Genomic DNA, 18,255 nt, shown 5'->3' with positions numbered 1-18,255 from the left:
AATTAGCAGGAGTGAGATATGGCTTACAGTGAAAAAGTAATCGACCACTACGAGAATCCTCGCAACGTCGGTGGTTTTGACAAGAACGATCCCAGCGTTGCAACCGGCATGGTCGGTGCGCCCGCTTGTGGCGACGTGATGAAGCTGCAATTGAAGATCAGCGACGAAGGCATCATCGAAGATGCCAAGTTCAAGACCTACGGCTGCGGTTCTGCCATCGCCTCCAGCTCCCTGGTGACCGAATGGGTCAAGGGCAAGACCCTGGACGAAGCGGCTGGCATCAAGAACACAGATATCGCCGAAGAGCTGGCCCTGCCACCGGTGAAGATCCACTGCTCCATTCTGGCCGAGGACGCCATCAAGGCCGCCATCGCCGATTACAAGCAGAAGAAAGGTCTCTAAGCGCCGGAGAGCAGTATGGCTATTACCATGACAGATGCCGCCGCGGCACGGGTTTCCTCTTTTCTGGCTAACCGGGGCAAGGGCATTGGCCTGCGCCTCGGCGTCAAAACCACTGGCTGCTCCGGTCTGGCCTACGTGCTTGAGTTCGTTGATGAACTGACCGATGAGGATCAGGTGTTCGAGCAGCAGGGCGTCAAGATTATTGTCGATGCCAAGAGCCTGATCCATCTTGATGGCACCGAGCTGGATTTCGTCAAGGAGGGCCTCAACGAGGGCTTCCAGTTCAACAATCCCAACGCCAAAGGCGAGTGTGGTTGCGGCGAAAGCTTCAGTGTCTGAGCTGTTTGACGTCAATGATCCTTCGTCTGTGGTTGAGCGGGTTGCCCATGACCCGTTCAACCACATCTCATTTGCCAGGGGCGAGTGAGGTTGTGGCGAACGTTTCCAAGAGGTTTGCATGAATCATTTCGAGCTGTTTGGGCTGGTTGAAGGCTTCGAGCTCGATACCCGTCAGTTGGCTGATACCTACCGCCAGCTGCAAACCCAATTCCATCCTGATCGTTTTGCCACCGCCCCCGAACGGGAGCAGCTGGCTGCGGTGCAACGTGCCGCCCAGATCAACGAAGCATTCACCACCCTCAAGGCGCCGCTGCGCCGTGCCGAATATCTGCTCTCCCTGCGTGGCACTGATATCCGTGGTGAACAGCAGACTCTGCAAGATACCGCGTTTCTGATGCAGCAGCTGGAGTGGCGCGAGCGTCTGGCCGATCTGAAAGATGACGCCGACCCTGAGCGCGCCATCAAGGATTTTCGCAGCGAGATCAGGCATGATCACCAGATGTTGATGCAGCAGCTGACCGAGTCTCTTGCCGCTGGCAAAGATCTCGTTGCCGCTGATTGCGTTCGCAAACTCAAGTTTGTCGACAAGCTCCTCGAAGAGCTGGAACGATTCGAAGACTCGCTTCTCGAGTCTTGATCCTTTAACGCTGGAAGTTTCATTACCCATGGCATTACTGCAAATCGCCGAACCCGGCCAGAGCGCTGTTCCTCATCAGCACAAACGTGCCGTCGGCATCGATCTCGGCACCACCAACTCTCTCGTCGCTGCGGTTCGCAGCGGTCACGCCGATACCCTTTGCGATGAGCAAGGGCGCGACCTGCTCCCGTCAGTGGTGCACTATCAATGCGACGCCATTCGAGTCGGAATTGATGCCAAGCGCGAAGCGGCACTCGATCCTCACAACACCATCGTCTCGGTCAAACGGATGATGGGCAAGGCGCTGGCCGATATCGATACCCGCCAGCAGCCTTACCAGTTTGTTGCCGCCGACAATGGCATGCCGCAACTGCAAACCCGTCAGGGGCTGGTCAATCCGGTGCAGGTCTCGGCTGAAATTCTCAAAAAGCTGGCCGAACGTGGCGCCCAGACCCTGGGTGGCGATCTCGACGGCGTGGTCATTACCGTGCCCGCCTATTTCGATGATGCCCAGCGTCAGGGCACCAAGGATGCGGCCCGTCTGGCCGGTCTGCACGTGCTGCGGCTGCTCAACGAGCCGACCGCAGCCGCGATCGCCTATGGCCTTGACTCCGGTCAGGAAGGGGTGATCGCGGTTTACGATCTGGGGGGCGGCACCTTCGATATCTCCATCCTGCGTCTGCACCGCGGTGTATTTGAAGTGATGGCGACCGGCGGCGATTCCGCCCTCGGCGGCGATGATTTTGATCACCTGCTGGCGGACTGGATCAAGGAGCAGGCGGGCCTCTCCGGTGAGCTGGATGCCCATCTGCAGCGCGAGTTGCTGGATGTGGCCGCTGCCGTCAAGCATGGTCTGACCGATGCCGAGCAGGTGGCGTGCACCTTTGCGGGCTGGCAGGGATCAGTGAGCCGCAGCCAGTTTGATGAACTCATCACCCCGCTGGTGAAACGGACCTTGCTGGCTTGTCGCCGCGCCCTGCGCGATGCCGGTCTCGAGCAGGTGGAAGTGCTGGAAGTGGTGATGGTCGGTGGCTCCACCCGGGTGCCGCTGGTGCGTGAACTGGTGGGCGAGTTCTTCCAGCGTACGCCGCTGACCAGCATCGATCCGGACAAGGTGGTCGCCATTGGCGCCGCCATCCAGGCCGATATTCTGGTGGGCAACAAGCCCGATGCCGAGATGCTGCTGCTGGACGTTATCCCCTTGTCGCTGGGTCTGGAGACCATGGGTGGCCTCGCCGAGAAAGTGATCCCGCGCAACACTACCATCCCGGTTGCCCGCGCCCAGGAGTTCACCACCTTCAAGGATGGTCAGACCGCCATGGCCATTCACGTGGTACAGGGTGAACGCGAGTTGGTGGCCGATTGCCGCTCCCTGGCCCGCTTTACCCTGACCGGTATTCCGCCGATGGCAGCCGGCGCCGCCCATATTCGCGTCACCTTCCAGGTGGATGCGGATGGTCTGCTCTCGGTCAGCGCCATGGAGAAATCCTCCGGCGTGCAGGCCGAGATCCAGGTCAAGCCCTCTTACGGGCTGGCGGAGCAGGATATCCTCAACATGCTGAGTGCCTCCATCGAGAATGCCCAGCAGGATATGGATGCCCGCATGCTGGCCGAGCAGCAGGTTGAAGCCGACCGGGTGGTCGAGAGTCTCAATGCGGCGCTGGCCGCCGATGGCGATGCCCTGCTCAATGCTGCCGAGCGTGCCGAGATTGATGCCGCCATCGCCCATCTGCTGACCATGCGCAACAGCGGCGCAACCCATCAAATCAAAGAAGCCATTGAGGCAGCCGATGCTGTCAGTGGCGAGTTTGCAGCCCGCCGGATGGACGCCTCCATCCGCAAGGTGCTGACCGGACAAAACGTCAACAAGGTGTAATATGCCAAAACTGATCATTCTTCCTCATCCCGTACTCTGTCCGGATGGCGCCGCCCTCGAGGGGCAAAGCGGCGAGACCATTCTGGATGTGGCGCTGCGCAACGGTATCGAAATCGAGCATGCCTGCGAGAAATCCTGTGCCTGCACTACCTGCCACTGCGTGGTGCGCGAGGGCTTTGACTCGCTCGAGCCAAGTGACGAGCTGGAAGACGACATGCTGGACAAGGCGTGGGGGTTGGAGCCGGAATCGCGCCTCAGCTGCCAGGCCAAACTGGCGGACGAGGATCTGGTGGTTGAACTGCCCAAGTACACCCTGAACCTTGCCTCTGAACGCCATTAATTACACATGAGTGAATTGCACGTGCAGCATCCTGTGGTGCTTCAGTGATATGGTGGAAGGCCGTGACCCTCGGGGGCACGGCCTTTTTTGTATTCGTTATTCTCTCTTTGCCAATAAGCTCTTTGCTCATAAAGAGTGCTTATACATAGTGCCAGTAAAAAGGAAGCAAACACGATGGCTGACATGATGAAGGTAGCGTTATCCACCCAGGCTGCGGCCGCTTATTGGGGCGAGGGCGCCCAGCTCAGTTTCAATGGCGACGAGGCACTGATCCATCTTGGTGCCGCCGGTCAGGAGAAGGATGTTCTGCGTACCGTTCAGCGCGCCGCCCGTCGCCTCGAATCGAGCGGGATCAAGCGGGTGACGCTGGTCGGTGAAGGCTGGGATCTGGAGCGTCGCTACGCGTTCGCCCAGGGGTTCTACGCCGCCAAGGGAGCGCGTGAGCTGGATTTCGGCCAGCAGAGCGACGCGGAAGCCCGTGAACTGGATGCGCTGCTCAAGGCGGCTCGCTGGGTACGTGACATCACCAATGGCTGTCCGGAAGAGATCTACCCCATGAGTCTGGCGGAATCGGCCCTGTTGCTCATTCGTGGTCTGGCCGGGGATCAGGTTACTGCCCGCATTACCGCCGGTGAAGCGCTGCGTGAGTCCGGCCATATCGGGATCTGGTCGGTTGGCCGTGGCAGCGAGCGCGAGCCTGTGCTGCTGGAGCTCGACTACAACCCGACCGGTGATCGCAATGCGCCCGTGGTGGCGGCGCTGGTGGGCAAGGGAATCACTTTTGATTCTGGCGGCTACTCCATGAAGTCGTCTGACAACATGCTGCCGATGAAGTCCGATATGGGTGGCGCAGCCATGGTGACCGGCGCACTGGCGTTGGCTATCAGCCGCGGCCTGAACCAGCGGGTGAAGCTCATTCTCTGCTGCGCCGAGAACCTGGTCTCCGGCCACGCCTTCAAGCTGGGCGACATCCTCACTTACAAGAATGGGGTTTCGGTCGAGATCCAGAACACCGATGCGGAAGGTCGTCTGGTGCTGGCCGATGGCCTGATGGCGGCCTCCGACAGCGGTGCGGCTTACATCCTTGACGCAGCCACCCTGACCGGCGCCGCCAAGATGGCGCTGGGGCGCGACTACAATGCGGTGTTTGCCCTCGATGAGACCGAACAGCTGCGTACGCTGGCCGCCGCCAAGGTGGAAAATGAGCAGGCGTGGTCGCTGCCGCTGGAGCCCTGGCATGCCAGCCAGCTCACCTCGGCCTTTGCCGATCTGGGCAACGTCGCCTCAGCCGAAGGCACGGCCGGTGCCACCACGGCTGCTGCGTTTCTCTCCCGCTTCGTGCGTGATGAGGGCAAGGGTTGGGTGCACCTGGATCTGGCAGCCTCTTATCAGAAATCGGGCAATGATCTGTGGGCGACCGGCGCCAAGGGGCACGGTCTGCGTACTATCGCCCGCTGGCTGCAGGAGGTGACCGCATGAATGTCTGGTTAAGTCGTGAATTTGCACCGGCCGAGTGGGGGGAGGGGGCGCTGCTCTCTCACCGTGCCGACGGCATGGTGATCCATCTGGTGACGGCCAATCCGCTGCTCGATATCCAGCAGGCGGCCCGTCGCCTCTGCCAGCAGGGGATCCAGAAAGTGACCCTGGCTGGTCACTGGGAGCGTGAACAGCAGTGGGCTTTTGCCCAAGGGCTGCAAACCCCCAAGGCGGAGGTGCAACTGCAGTGGGCCATGTCCTCGGAAGAGGACAGAGAGGAGCTGGAAGCGCGTTGGCTCTGCGGCCGCTGGGTGCGCGAGATGACCAATGCCACCCCGGAGCAGTTGGGCCCGCTGGAGCTGGCGGTGGAAGCGGCCTCCTTTATTACCGAGCTGGCGCCGGACAAGGTGAGTCATCGCATTTTGAAAGGCGAAGCGCTGCAACAGGCGGGCTGGGTCGGCCTCTATCAGGTGGGCCGCGGCAGTGCGCGCGAACCGGTATTGCTGGAGCTCGACTTCAACCCGGGGCGTGACCCCAAGGCGCCGGTAGCGGCAGCGCTGGTGGGCAAGGGGATCACCTTTGACTCCGGCGGCTACTCCATGAAGAGCTCCGAGGGGATGCTCACCATGAAGTGCGACATGGGTGGTGCGGCGATTGTCACCGGTGCGCTGGCGCTGGCTATGCTGCGCGGGCTCGACAAGCGGGTGAAGCTTATTCTCTGTTGCGCCGAGAACCTGGTCTCCGGCCACGCCTACAAGCTGGGCGACATCCTCACCTACAAGAACGGCACCACGGTCGAGATTGTGAATACCGATGCCGAGGGGCGGCTGGTGCTGGCCGACGGCCTGCAACTGGCGAGCGAGTCCGGCGCACCGCTGATCATCGATGCCGCGACCCTGACCGGCGCAGCCGTGATGGCGCTGGGTGGGCGCTACAATGCTCTGTTCGGCCTCGACAAAGGGTTGGTCAGCCGGGCCATGACCTATGCCGATGCCGAGCATGAGCCTGCCTGGCCGCTGCCGCTGGAGCCCTGGCACCGCCAGCAGTGCCCCTCCCATTACGCCGACACGGCCAACAGCCGTCCGGTGAAGGGGGGCGGGCCGGGTGGCGCCTCCAACGCGGCGGGTTTCCTCTCCCGTTTCGTTGCCAACGAAGGGATGGGCTGGTTGCATATCGATCTGGCCGCCTGCTTCAGTGACAACGGCGATGCCCTCTGGGCGCCGGGGGCCAATACCCTGGGGATGCGCACCATAGCGCGGGCCCTGCTGGCGGAAGCCAAATAGGCGAGACAAGGCACCTTCGGGTGCCTTTTTCATGCTGTTCGAATTGTGAACAAAAGATGGGGTTTTGGCGGCTTAAGGTAACTATCGTGCGCAAGCGCACATATTTTCCGGCTCTGCTCGGTCAAGATGAGTGTGGATGTTGATTGCAAGGGAGTGATGTTTAATAAAAAGTTGCTTGTTTGTGTGTTTTTCCGGTTTTTGTTTACGTATAATCGCCAGCGAACATGGATTCTAACAATAAAACTCTGTAGTTAAGGAAAGATATCAATGGCCATCGAACGTACCTTCTCTATCGTCAAACCGGATGCTGTCAGCAAGAACCTGATCGGTGCCATCTATAGCCGTTTCGAAAGCGCAGGCTTGAAAGTGGTGGCATCCAAAATGCTGCACATGAGCAGTGAACAGGCTGCCGGTTTCTATGCCGAGCATCAGGGCAAGCCTTTTTATGACAATCTGGTCAGCTTCATGACCTCTGGCCCTGTCATGGTGCAGGTGCTGGAAGGGGAAGACGCCATCCGTCGCAATCGCGAGATCATGGGGGCTACCAACCCGAAAGAGGCGCTGGCTGGTACCTTGCGTGCCTGTTATGCCGAGAGCATCGATCGCAACGCAGTGCATGGCTCCGATGCACCGGCATCCGCTGCCCGCGAAATTGCCTACTTCTTCTCTGACAACGAGATCTGCCCGCGCGGCTGATTTTTGTGGATTATGAACCAAGGGAGCCTCGGCTCCCTTTGTTGTTTTCGCCGTTTACGCAATATCCCTCTATTCTCCAGGTGGAAAGCCAGACCCATTATTTGTACAATGCCGCCCCCTGACGTCGTCAGCCAATAATTGATGAAGTGTTTGAACTGAGGCCATTGATGAGCGAAACAAAAATCAACCTGCTGGATCTTGATCGGGATGCCATGCGTGCCTTTTTCGTCGAACTGGGCGAGAAGCCATTCCGGGCAGATCAGGTCATGAAGTGGATCTATCACTTTGGGTGTGATGATTTCGATCAGATGACCAACGTCAACAAGGTGCTTAAAGAGCGCCTCAAGGCGATCGCCGAGATCAAGGCGCCCGAGATCAGCCGCGAGCAGCGCTCTGCCGATGGCACCATCAAGTGGGCCCTGCAGGTGGGTGATCAGGAGGTCGAGACCGTCTACATCCCGGAAGATGACCGCGCGACCCTCTGCGTCTCCTCTCAAGTTGGCTGTGCGCTGGAGTGCAAGTTCTGCTCTACCGCCCAACAAGGCTTCAACCGCAACCTGAAAGTCTCCGAGATCATCGGTCAGGTGTGGCGTGCGGCTCGCGTGGTCGGTGGCAAGCGTCCCATCACCAACGTGGTGATGATGGGGATGGGCGAGCCGCTGCTCAACCTCGCTAATGTGGTGCCCGCCATGCGTCTGATGATGGATGACTACGGCTTTGGCATCTCCAAGCGCCGGGTGACCATCTCCACCTCTGGCGTGGTACCTGCGCTGGACAAGCTGGGTGACCAGATCGACGTGGCGCTGGCTATCTCCCTGCACGCCCCGAACGACAAGTTGCGTTCAGAGATCATGCCGATCAACGACAAGTACAACATCGAGGAGTTCCTCGCCGGTGTCCGTCGTTACCTGGCCAAATCCAATGCCAACGGTGGTCGGGTGACCGTCGAATATGTGCTGCTCGATCATATCAATGACGATATGCAGCATGCTCACGAGCTGGCCAAGGTGCTCAAGGACACTCCGAGCAAGATCAACCTGATCCCGTTCAACCCCTTCCCGGGCAACCCTTACGGCAAGCCGAGCAACAGCCGTATCGATCGCTTCTCCAAGGTGCTGATGGAGTACGGTTTCACCGTGATTGTCCGCAAGACCCGTGGTGATGACATCGATGCCGCCTGTGGTCAGCTGGTGGGTGACGTGATTGACCGTACCAAGCGAACTATCAAAAATCGGATGCAACAGGATGGGATTTCCGTCAAAATGGTTTAAATGCTAAGCCATTGTATAGACAGGGAATGGATACACGTACATTGATCGTAGTGGCAGCGCTCTGCGCGCTGCCAGGCTGTGTGACCGAGACCACTTACGCTGGCCAGAACTCGACCCAGCGTGAAGTGGGTCCTGACCTCAAGGCGGCTGCCCAAACCCGCCTAGACCTGGGTATCCAGTACCTGCGTCAGGGCAATGCCGAGCAGGCCAAGTTCAATCTTGACCGCGCCCTCCAGTATGACCCCTCCAACCCCCAGACCCAGATCGGTTTTGCCTACTTTTACCAGAAGGTAGGAGATTTCAAGGCAGCCGAGACCCATTACAAGAACGCACTTGCCATGGATCCGTCCAATGCTGACGCAATGAACAACTATGGTGCCTTCCTCTGTGATCGCGGCAGGTATGCCGAGGCAGATCAGGCGTTCAACCAGGCTGTTATTCAGCCAGGCTACGTAAAAATTGCCGATACCTATGAAAATGCGGCACTTTGTGCGCTGCAAAATCGCAGAAATGATAAAGCAGGCGAGTACTATCGCCTGGCCTTGGGGTATAATCCCCGCAATCCAGGGTTATTGCTGGACTTGGCCGAGCTTTCCATGAAAGATGGCAAGCTGCCTGATGTGCAGTCCTACCTCGCCCGTTTTGCCGATGTGTCAGACGAGAACGAGGAGAGTCTCTGGTTGAGACTTCGGCTGGCACAGGCGATGGACAAGCCGGCATTACTTCACCAATTCGGGACTGAGCTGGTAAGGCAATATCCCACTTCGCAACAAGCCAAGCGTTATTTAGCCAATGACTATTGAACAGCAACACGATTTCCAAGACGACTCCCAGGCAGTAGGCCCAGGCCAATTGCTGCGCAACGCCCGTGAACAGCTTGGCTGGACACGAGAACAGGTTGCGTCCCGCATTCACCTTCGTCTGACCCTGATCGCCGCTATCGAATCGGATACCTACGACAAGCACACGTCCCACACCTTTATTCGGGGCTATTTGCGTACCTATGCCAAGCTGGTCGGGATCCCCGACGAGACCATTCTGGCTGCTTACGACAAGCTGGGTCTGACCCCTCCCGACAATATCGACATGCAGAGCTTCTCCCGTCGCTCCCGCCAGCAAGCCAACGACAGTCGGCTCAAGGTGGTGACCTGGCTGGTGATCCTGGTGTTGATTGCGCTCTCGGTCGCCTGGTGGTGGCAGAGTACTTCACGCCGCTCCGCCGGTGATGAAGCGCTGGCAGCCACCGAGATGAATGCAACCAGTTCGACTCCGGCTGAACCTGCTATCACGCCGCCCGATGCGATCAACACCGCTCCGGTGGAAGGCGCTAACATCGCACCGGCCGCCACGGACGTGGCTGCCCCTGCGGTGGTCTCCGATGCGACTGCTACCCTGGCGCCTGCTTCTGCGGCTGTTGCCCCGACCGATGTCAGTGCGGCTGTTGGCACTGCGACCGATGCTGCAGTATCCGGTGCCAATGGCACTGAATCTGAAGAGGCTGTCGTTGATCCGGCGACTGCGCCGCAACTGAAGATGAGCTTTACCGCCGATTGTTGGCTTGATGTGAAGGATGGCAACGGCAAGACCCTGTTCAGTGGTCTGAAGAAGGCCAACGACGAGCTGGTGCTGGAAGGCGCCGAGCCCCTGAAGTTCATCATTGGCGCGCCCATGGCCGTCAAGCTTGACTACAAGGGGCAGTCGTTTGATATGAGCCGTTACAACAACGGTCGTACAGCCCGCTTCTCACTGCCGCAGGAGTAATCTGTTTCCCATGTCTTCTCACGAATCACCCATCATTCGTCGTAAATCCAGACAGATCATGGTTGGTAATGTACCGGTTGGGGGCGATGCCCCCATTACCGTGCAGACCATGACCAACACCAAGACCACAGATGTCGCCGCCACCATCGAGCAGATCCAGCGGATCGAGCGGGTCGGTGCCGATATCGTCCGTGTCTCCGTGCCCACCATGGAGGCGGCGGAAGCCTTCCGGCTCATCAAACAGCAGACCCGCATCCCCATCGTCGCCGATATCCACTTCGACTATCGCATCGCCTTGAAAGTGGCCGAGTACGGTGCCGACTGCCTGCGTATCAACCCGGGCAACATCGGCAACGAGCAGCGGGTGCGCTCGGTGGTCGATTGCGCGCGCGACCTCAATATCCCGATCCGTATCGGGGTCAATGGCGGGTCGCTGGAGAAAGATATTCAGGAGAAGTACGGCGAGCCGACCCCCGAAGCGCTGGTGGAGTCCGCCATGCGTCACGTGGACTACCTCGATCGCCTCGATTTCCAGGACTTCAAGGTGAGTGTCAAGGCCTCCGATGTGTTCCTGGCAGTCGGTGCCTATCGCCTGCTGGCCAAGCAGATCGAGCAGCCGCTGCACCTTGGCATCACCGAAGCGGGTGGTTTCCGTGCCGGCGCGGTGAAGTCTGCCATTGGTCTGGGCATGCTGCTTACCGACGGCATCGGCGATACCCTGCGTATCTCGCTGGCGGCGGATCCGGTGGAGGAGGTAAAGGTCGGTTTCGATATCCTCAAATCCCTGCGTATTCGCTCCCGTGGCATCAACTTTATCGCTTGCCCATCCTGCTCACGGCAGGAGTTCGATGTGATCGCCACCGTCAATGCGCTGGAAGAGCGGCTCGAAGATATCATCACCCCGATGGATGTCTCCATCATCGGTTGCGTGGTGAATGGCCCGGGCGAAGCGCTGGTCTCCGACCTTGGTCTGGCGGGTGCCGCCAACAAGAGTGCCTTCTATGAAGGGGGCCAGCGGGTCGATCGGCTCGACAACAAGGATCTTATTCCAACTCTGGAGCGCCGCATTCGCGCCCGCGCCGCCATGCTGGATCCCGCTAACCGGATCCCGATGGACAAGGAGTGAGCGAAACAGGGCCACATTGGGTGGCCCTTTTTCCAGGTGACTGATTTTAAATCCCGCATCCGGATTCCCTGATTTTACCTTGGGGGGGAAAATCCCTATAATGCGGCCAAATTTTACCTCTTTTTCTCGAGTATCAACGTGGCAAAACAGATCCAAGCTATTCGCGGTATGAATGATTGCCTGCCGGAGCAGAGCCCGGTATGGCAGAAGGTTGAACAGATCCTGCGCCAGGTCGTTGCCAGCTATGGCTACAGCGAAGTGCGCATGCCGATTGTCGAGCAGACTCATCTGTTCAAGCGCGCCATCGGTGAAGTGACCGACGTGGTCGAAAAAGAGATGTACACCTTTGAAGATCGCAACGGCGACAGCCTGAGCCTGCGTCCGGAAGGGACCGCCAGCTGCGTCCGTGCCGGTATTGAACACGGTCTGCTCTACAACCAGGAACGCCGGATGTGGTACATGGGCCCCATGTTCCGTCACGAGCGTCCCCAGAAGGGCCGTTATCGCCAGTTCCACCAGTTCGGTGTCGAGCTGTTTGGCATCAACGGGCCGGACATTGACGCCGAGCTGATCATGCTGACCCACCGTCTGTGGCGTCTGTTTGGCATCAGCGAGCATGTCACCCTGCAGCTCAACACCCTGGGTCAGAGCGCCGAGCGTGCCGCTTACCGCGATGCGCTGGTGGCCTATCTGGAGCAGTACAAGGAGCAGCTGGACGAAGAGAGCCAGCGCCGCATGTACAGTAACCCGCTGCGGGTGCTCGACTCCAAGGATGAAAAGGTGCAGGCCATTCTGGCGGGTGCCCCGCGTCTGTTCGACCATCTGGGCGAAGAGAGCCTGGCCCACTTCGAGGGGCTCAAGCGCCTGCTCGAGTCTGCCGGTATCAAATACGAAGTGAACGAGCGTCTGGTGCGTGGTCTTGACTACTACAACCTGACCGTGTTCGAGTGGGTCACCAGCAGTCTGGGTGCCCAGGGCACCGTCTGTGCCGGTGGCCGCTATGATGGTCTGGTAGAGCAGCTGGGCGGTCAACCGACCCCGGCCGTGGGCTTTGCCATGGGCATGGAGCGTCTGGTGCTGATGCTGGAAACTCTCGAGCTCAACGCCGATATCCGCCCGGCGGTGGATGTCTATCTGGCGATGGTGGGCGAGGGGACCGAACAGGCTGGCTTCCAGCTGGCCGAGCGTCTGCGCGATGCCCTGCCGGACCTGCGCCTGATGAGCCACTGCGGTGGTGGCAACTTCAAGAAACAACTCAAACGTGCCGACAAGAGCGGCGCGGCAATCGCCCTGATCCTTGGTGAGACCGAGGTGCAAAACGGGGAGATCACTATCAAATATCTGCGTGGTCAGGCCGAGCAACAGACCGTCAAGGTTGACGCCGCCATTGCCCTGCTGGCAGCCAAAGGAGAGTAAGCTGTGGAAGTCTATACCACCGAAGAACAACAGGTTGAGGTTATCAAGGAGTGGTGGAAAGAGAACGGAACCTCGGTGATTGCCGGGACCGTGATCGGTCTGGTCGGTCTGTTCGGCTGGCGCTATTACAACCAGCACCAGCAAGAGACCATGGAGGCCTCCTCCCACTCTTACAACCAGGTGATTGAGCAGCTGGCCAAGGGCGATGCCGCCGGTTTCGAGCAGGCACAGCAGTTTGTTACCGCCAACAAGGGTGACTCCTACGGTGAACTGGCCGCGTTGCAACTGGCTGCCGCTGCCGTCAAGGCGGGCAAGCTGGATCTGGCAGCCGAGCAGCTGGAGCTGGTGGCGACCACGGGTGACGAGAGCATTCGTCCCATCGCGGCGCTGCGTCTGGCCCGTGTGCTGAATGATCAGGGCAAGGCAGATGAAGCGCTGGCCAAGCTGGCGACCATCCAGAATGAGGCCTTCAAGGCGCAGGTAGCCGAAGCCCGTGGTGATGTGCTGCAAAAACAGGGCAAGACCGAAGAGGCTCGTGATGCCTATCAGGCGGCGGCGGATGCCGGCGGCCTGCAGGGTAGCGCCGAGCTCAAGCTGAAAATGGACGATCTGGCCCTGCCGGCCGTTGCGACTGGTGAGGCACCGGATGCGTAATCTATTCAAGATGGTGGCGCTGGGGGCTGCGGTCTCCTTCGCTCTGCAGGGTTGCTCCCTGTTCAGTTCCGAAGAGGATCTCAACCCGATGGCGCCGCTGCCCAAGGTTGAATCTGCCTTCACTGCCGACACCGCATGGTCATCCACTGTGGGTGATGGTATCGGTGACTTCTACTCCCAGCTCAAGCCGGTGGTGGAAGAGGATCGTATCTATGCGGCGGCCCGTGACGGTGATGTCAGCGCCTTTGACCGTGCCAGTGGCGATCGCCTCTGGACTGTCGATCTGGCCGACCTGCCGGTCAACGCCGACAAGCGCAGCGCCCGCCTTTCCGGCGGCCTGGTCTCCCGTTACGGCAAGCTGTTCCTCGGCTCCGAGAACGGGGTGGTCTACGCCCTGAACGAAGAGAATGGCGAAGTGCTCTGGCAGACCAATGTGCCCGGTGAAGTGGTGGCAAGCCCCGCGGTGGAAGATGGCCGCGTGGTGGTGTTGACCACCTCCGGTCGCCTGATCGCCCTCGACACTGATGAAGGCAAGATGCAGTGGTCGCTCTCCGAAGAGCAGCCGCCGCTGACCCTGCGCAGTGCCGGTGCACCGGTGATCACCAACGGCGCCGTGATTTACGGTCGTGCCGATGGCAAGGTGGGCATCGCCCTGCTGAGCAATGGCCAGCCGGTGCGCCAGTCCAAGGTGGCTGATCCGCGCGGTGCCACCGAGCTGGACCGTATGGTTGACGTCGATGCCAGCCCGCTGATTGCCGGTGATGAGCTCTACGCCATCGCCTACAACGGTCAGTTGATGGCGCGCAAACTGATGACCGGCGATGAAGTGTGGAAGCGCAAGTATTCCGGCTATCGCGATCTGGCGATGACCGGCAATGCTATCGTGCTGACCGACAGTCGCAGCCACCTGTTTGCCATCGACCGTCGCAACGGTCTGGAGCTGTGGTCAAACACCCAGCTGGAAAATCGTACCGTCACTGCACCTGTCATCTTCGGTGACTATGTGGTGGTGGGTGATGTGGAAGGATACCTGTATTGGCTTGATCGTACCGACGGTACCATCAAGGCGATGCAGCAGCTCGATAGCAGTGGTCTCTATGCCGCCCCGCTGGTGGATGGCGAGACCCTGTATGTGCAGAGCCGTGACGGCAAGTTGTACGCCCTCAAGCGTCCTTGATCGTCCGATAATGTGAATATCCGGCTCCTGGTCTTCGGACCCGGAGCCTTTGTCGTCTTGAGAATGAGGCTTTTATGACTCCTGTAGTAGCCCTGGTGGGCCGCCCCAACGTGGGGAAATCCACCCTGTTTAACCGCTTGACCCGTACTCGGGATGCCCTGGTTGCCGATTTTCCCGGTCTGACCCGGGACCGTAAATACGGTCAGGCGAAGTTGGGCGAGCTGGAATTTATCGTGGTCGATACCGGTGGTATCGATGGCACCGAAGAGGGGATCGAGCTGAAGATGGCCGAGCAATCCCTGCTGGCCATCGAAGAAGCGGACGTCGTGCTGTTCATGGTGGATGCCCGTGCCGGCCTGACCGCGGCGGATCAAGCCATCGCCGAGCACTTGCGCAAGGCCCACAAAAAGGTATTTCTGGTGGCCAACAAGACCGACGGTATCGACGGTGATTCCGCGGTCTCCGAGTTCTACGGTCTGGCGCTGGGTGAGGTCTACCAGATCGCGGCCGCCCACGGTCGTGGCGTGCTGAGCCTGCTGGAACTGGCCCTGGCTCCCCATCTGGAGACCCTGGTCGACTCCGCTACCGATGAAGATGCGCAGGATGAGGAAGAGGAGGACTTCGACGAAGAAGCCCTGCTGCGCATGGTGGCTGCCGGTGAACTCGATACCAAAGAGGACACCAAGGAGACCCCGTTCGCCGACCTGCCCATCAAGTTCGCCATCGTTGGTCGTCCCAACGTCGGTAAATCTACCCTGACCAACCGTATGCTGGGTGAAGATCGGGTCATCGTCTATGACATGCCCGGCACCACCCGTGACTCCGTTTACATTCCAATGGAACGTGACGAGCAGAAGTATGTGGTTATCGACACCGCCGGTGTGCGTCGTCGTGGCAAGGTGCACGAGACGGTGGAGAAGTTCTCCGTTATCAAGACCCTGAAAGCTATCGAAGATGCCAACGTCTGCCTGCTGGTGATCGACGCCCAGGAGACCATCACCGATCAGGACTTGAGCATCCTTGGCTATGTGCTCCACGCCGGTCGCTCCGTGGTGCTGGTGGTGAACAAGTGGGATGGTCTGGATCAGAAGGTGAAAGAGGATGTGAAGAACGAGCTGGATCGTCGCTTGGGCTTCATCGATTTCGCTCGCGTCCACTTCATCTCCGCCCTGCACGGCAGCGGTGTCGGCCATCTGTTTGAATCCATTCAGGAGGCTTACCAGTCCGCCACCCGTCGTACCAGCACGGCCATGCTGACCCGCATCATGCAGATGGCGCAGGAAGATCACCAGCCGCCGATGGTCAATGGTCGCCGCGTCAAGCTCAAGTATGCCCACGCCGGTGGCTACAACCCCCCGCGTATCGTGATCCACGGCAACCAGCTGAACGACTTGCCGGACTCCTACAAGCGGTATCTGATCAACTACTTCCGCAAGTCCCTCAAGATCATGGGCTCGCCAATCCGGGTCGAGTTCCAGGAGTCGGTCAACCCGTTTGAAGGGAAGAAGAACACCATGACCCTGAGTCAGGAACGTCAGCGCAAACGCCTGCTGAAGATGAAGAAGAAATAAGCCCTTGCGGCTGCCCTCACCGGCAGCCGCTTTGTTATCCTCGCCATGTTAAGGTGAGGAATAAGGGGAGGGGGATCTGCCATGGAACAAGACCATGGCAGATCCACTTTCGAGGAGTTGATTATGAAAGCCCTGCTTTGTCCATCATGCCAGGCTGAACTGGATACCCGCAGCAAGGAGCAAACCTGTGGTCAGTGCCAGGCTAACGTTCACGTTACGGCCATCTGCCCCACCTGCCAACAGGAGCTGGAGCGTCTCAAGGCGTGCGGCGCGGTGGATTACTTCTGCAACCACTGCAACTCGCTGATCTCCAAGCGGTCGGTACAGTTCAAGGCGGCGCTGGTGTAAGACAGTATTCAGGTGAGAAAGAAGATAAAAAAACCCGGCGAATGCCGGGTTTATGCTGTGTGCTCTGCAATAAGCAGGGTATAGGATCGATTTCTGCGCCACAGGTTGCGCTTGATGTCATTAAGCTTAAGTTTGCGTCTGGGGCTCCAGCTGCACTTCGCTTTTCTGACCAGACTGATTTTTCTACGTTTTTGCATCTTGGTCTCCTCCCAACTCAGTTGGCCATCCCGGCCTTGGGTCATTGATGGAGCCCATCCGAAATTGCTGTTATTTAATCTCTCAACATAATGAAAACAATGCGATTTCGGATAGGCTCCGATGTGAATCGATGGTAACAGAGAAGTTTGCGTGAAAACAGCCGAATAATGGCTGGTTAGCGCATGGTGATCTGATTGACCACTTCGGCGATGGCGGTGGGGCGCTCGGCCAGCTCGGGCTCGCTGTCGTTGTCGAGACTCTCCCGCTGATGTGCCTTCTGCTGCTCGTTGTCGAGCCAGAGCAGACTCTGGTAATACTGGCGCACGTTGTTGACATAGTTGCGCGCCTCGCTGCCACGGGCATAGCCGTAACGTACCTTGCGGTGCCAGCGCGCCTGTTGCAGCAGCGGCAGCACCTCTTTCACGTCGCTCCAGGCGTCGGGATTCTTGCCGAGCTCTTTGGTCAGGCGGCGGGCGTCCATCATGTGGCCGTAACCTATGTTGTAGGCGGTGAGGGCAAACCACACCTTCTCGTCATCGGGCACCGAATCCGGCACCTTCTCCATCATCTGTTGCAGATAGAGGGAGCCACCCTTGATGCTCTCTTCCGGATGAAGCCGGTCGTTGACTCCCATCGCCTTGGCAGTGGGCTCGGTCAGCATCATCATGCCGCGCACGCCGGTGTAGGAGCGGGCCTGCGGGTCCCAGTGAGACTCCTGATAGCTGATGGCGGCGAGCAGACGCCAGTCGATATTCTTGGCGTGAGTCTGGAACAGCGGCTGGTACTTGGGCAGCAGGCTCTTGGCGCGCTTGAGGAAGGTGCGGGTATCGACAAAGTCGAAGTTCTGCACGTGGCCGAAGTACTTCTCGTCCAGCTTGGCGATGGCACCATCCATAAAGCGCTGACCGAAGAAGTCGATCACGCTGGCATAGAGGCTGTCATCGGGCAGCTTGCTCATGGCCCAGGCAACGGTCTGCTTCTGGGCCAGGGTCAGCCCCTCGGTGAGCTCCGGGTAGTAGCGCTGGGTACGGGCCAGCACGGTATCCTGCACCACCGTGTAGTCAATCTTGCCATCCACCACCTGTTTGAGCAGCTCCTCCACATCGGCGTTGTCGCTGGTGCTCCAGGCTAGTCTCGGATTTTCTTTGCTCATCTCTTTGAGCAGGTCTTCACCGGTGGAGCCGGCGGCCACCACCAGCTTGCCCTTGATATCGTTCAATGAGGCCGGCTTGGGTTTGCCGTTGCGGTAGACCAGTTTGGGGGAGACCTGGTAGAAGCCCGGGCCGAAGCGAAACAGCTCGCGCCGTTCGGGGGTGACCATGATGGCGGCAGCCGCCAGATCGAGTTTGCCCTTTTTCAGCAGGGTGACCAGTTGGTCAGTGGTGTCGACCGGGATGATGGTGAGTTTCACCCCCAACCAGTCGGCATAATTTTGCGCCAGCTCGTAATCGAACCCCTGGGCGAGGTCGTCACGCTGGTAATAGGAGGTGGGACCATAGATGGTGCCAACCCGGATCTCGCCTCGCTGGCGGATCTGCTCCAGCTGGCTGGAGGGGCTATAGAAGTCGCAGCCAACCAGTGTCAGCGTCAACAACAGCCCGATAAACAGTCGAAAAATGCAGCGCAAGTAGGTGAGTACCTTTGTTGAAAAAATCGGCATTTGTCAAAAAAGAGGCACCTTTAT

Annotated in this window: 18 protein-coding genes; 17 read left to right on the top strand and 1 reads right to left on the bottom strand. The window is 59.1% G+C overall.

Annotated elements, in window-relative coordinates:
* The first annotated feature begins 18 nt into the window (after positions 1-18).
* The 17 genes from iscU (at position 19) to AB5Z02_RS20610 (ending at position 16,373) form a co-directional block, all read left to right on the top strand.
* Positions 19-402 (top strand): Fe-S cluster assembly scaffold IscU, encoded by a 384-nt coding sequence (iscU, locus tag AB5Z02_RS20690; RefSeq protein WP_005333813.1) that lies wholly within the window; start codon positions 19-21, stop codon positions 400-402.
* A gap of 15 nt (positions 403-417) precedes the next feature.
* Positions 418-741, top strand: coding sequence for an iron-sulfur cluster assembly protein IscA (iscA, locus tag AB5Z02_RS20685; protein WP_005333812.1), 324 nt, complete (start codon positions 418-420; stop codon positions 739-741).
* 118 nt (positions 742-859) lie between these two features.
* Positions 860-1,378: a co-chaperone HscB gene (hscB, locus tag AB5Z02_RS20680; protein WP_042013204.1), complete on the top strand. Its 519-nt coding sequence runs from the start codon at positions 860-862 to the stop codon at positions 1,376-1,378.
* A 28-nt stretch (positions 1,379-1,406) separates the two neighbouring features.
* Positions 1,407-3,254, top strand: coding sequence for a Fe-S protein assembly chaperone HscA (hscA, locus tag AB5Z02_RS20675; protein ID WP_368216882.1), 1,848 nt, complete (start codon positions 1,407-1,409; stop codon positions 3,252-3,254).
* Position 3,255: 1 nt separating this feature from the next.
* Positions 3,256-3,594 carry an ISC system 2Fe-2S type ferredoxin gene (gene fdx, locus AB5Z02_RS20670; protein ID WP_005333808.1) on the top strand — a complete coding sequence of 113 codons (339 nt, stop codon included), beginning with the start codon at positions 3,256-3,258 and terminating at the stop codon, positions 3,592-3,594.
* A gap of 174 nt (positions 3,595-3,768) precedes the next feature.
* Entirely contained in the window at positions 3,769-5,073 is a 1,305-nt protein-coding gene (pepB, locus tag AB5Z02_RS20665; RefSeq protein WP_368216881.1) for an aminopeptidase PepB, read from the top strand.
* Positions 5,070-6,353, top strand: a complete 1,284-nt coding sequence (pepB, locus tag AB5Z02_RS20660) for an aminopeptidase PepB (protein WP_005359802.1) — start codon at positions 5,070-5,072, stop codon at positions 6,351-6,353. Before pepB (AB5Z02_RS20665) ends, pepB (AB5Z02_RS20660) begins: the two co-directional genes overlap by 4 nt.
* Positions 6,354-6,620: 267 nt before the next feature.
* The gene (gene ndk / locus AB5Z02_RS20655; protein ID WP_005333805.1) at positions 6,621-7,049 is read left to right on the top strand and encodes a nucleoside-diphosphate kinase; all 429 of its coding nucleotides are present in this window, start codon (positions 6,621-6,623) and stop codon (positions 7,047-7,049) included.
* A 167-nt stretch (positions 7,050-7,216) separates the two neighbouring features.
* Positions 7,217-8,320, top strand: a complete 1,104-nt coding sequence (locus tag AB5Z02_RS20650) for a bifunctional tRNA (adenosine(37)-C2)-methyltransferase TrmG/ribosomal RNA large subunit methyltransferase RlmN (protein ID WP_005344856.1) — start codon at positions 7,217-7,219, stop codon at positions 8,318-8,320.
* Positions 8,321-8,331: 11 nt separating this feature from the next.
* Positions 8,332-9,123 carry a PilW family type IVa pilus biogenesis/stability lipoprotein TapF gene (tapF, locus tag AB5Z02_RS20645; protein ID WP_106844530.1) on the top strand — a complete coding sequence of 264 codons (792 nt, stop codon included), beginning with the start codon at positions 8,332-8,334 and terminating at the stop codon, positions 9,121-9,123.
* A complete protein-coding gene (gene rodZ / locus AB5Z02_RS20640; protein ID WP_231719760.1) occupies positions 9,113-10,081 on the top strand; it encodes a cytoskeleton protein RodZ in 969 nt (322 codons plus the stop codon). Before tapF ends, rodZ begins: the two co-directional genes overlap by 11 nt.
* 10 nt (positions 10,082-10,091) lie before the next feature.
* A complete protein-coding gene (gene ispG / locus AB5Z02_RS20635; protein WP_005333801.1) occupies positions 10,092-11,207 on the top strand; it encodes a flavodoxin-dependent (E)-4-hydroxy-3-methylbut-2-enyl-diphosphate synthase in 1,116 nt (371 codons plus the stop codon).
* Positions 11,208-11,345: 138 nt separating this feature from the next.
* On the top strand, positions 11,346-12,623 hold the full coding sequence (gene hisS, locus AB5Z02_RS20630; RefSeq protein WP_005351051.1) for a histidine--tRNA ligase: 1,278 nt from the start codon (positions 11,346-11,348) through the stop codon (positions 12,621-12,623).
* Positions 12,624-12,626: 3 nt separating this feature from the next.
* Positions 12,627-13,277 (top strand): tetratricopeptide repeat protein, encoded by a 651-nt coding sequence (locus tag AB5Z02_RS20625; RefSeq protein ID WP_021229680.1) that lies wholly within the window; start codon positions 12,627-12,629, stop codon positions 13,275-13,277.
* Positions 13,270-14,454 carry an outer membrane protein assembly factor BamB gene (bamB, locus tag AB5Z02_RS20620; protein WP_005333796.1) on the top strand — a complete coding sequence of 395 codons (1,185 nt, stop codon included), beginning with the start codon at positions 13,270-13,272 and terminating at the stop codon, positions 14,452-14,454. The genes AB5Z02_RS20625 and bamB overlap by 8 nt, the downstream gene beginning before the upstream one ends.
* Before the next feature lie 74 nt (positions 14,455-14,528).
* Positions 14,529-16,025, top strand: coding sequence for a ribosome biogenesis GTPase Der (der, locus tag AB5Z02_RS20615; protein WP_005333794.1), 1,497 nt, complete (start codon positions 14,529-14,531; stop codon positions 16,023-16,025).
* A 123-nt stretch (positions 16,026-16,148) separates the two neighbouring features.
* Positions 16,149-16,373 carry a zinc ribbon domain-containing protein gene (locus tag AB5Z02_RS20610; RefSeq protein WP_151286783.1) on the top strand — a complete coding sequence of 75 codons (225 nt, stop codon included), beginning with the start codon at positions 16,149-16,151 and terminating at the stop codon, positions 16,371-16,373.
* A gap of 373 nt (positions 16,374-16,746) precedes the next feature.
* Here AB5Z02_RS20610 and mltF read toward each other — a convergent pair whose 3' ends face one another.
* Positions 16,747-18,231 (bottom strand): membrane-bound lytic murein transglycosylase MltF, encoded by a 1,485-nt coding sequence (gene mltF / locus AB5Z02_RS20605; protein ID WP_368216879.1) that lies wholly within the window; start codon positions 18,229-18,231, stop codon positions 16,747-16,749.
* Positions 18,232-18,255: the final 24 nt, after the last annotated feature.

Origin of the sequence: Aeromonas sp. R2-3, from assembly GCF_040908375.1 — a bacterium.
Classification (GTDB): Bacteria; Pseudomonadota; Gammaproteobacteria; order Enterobacterales; family Aeromonadaceae; genus Aeromonas; species Aeromonas veronii.
This window is presented reverse-complemented; position numbering and strand designations above follow the sequence as displayed.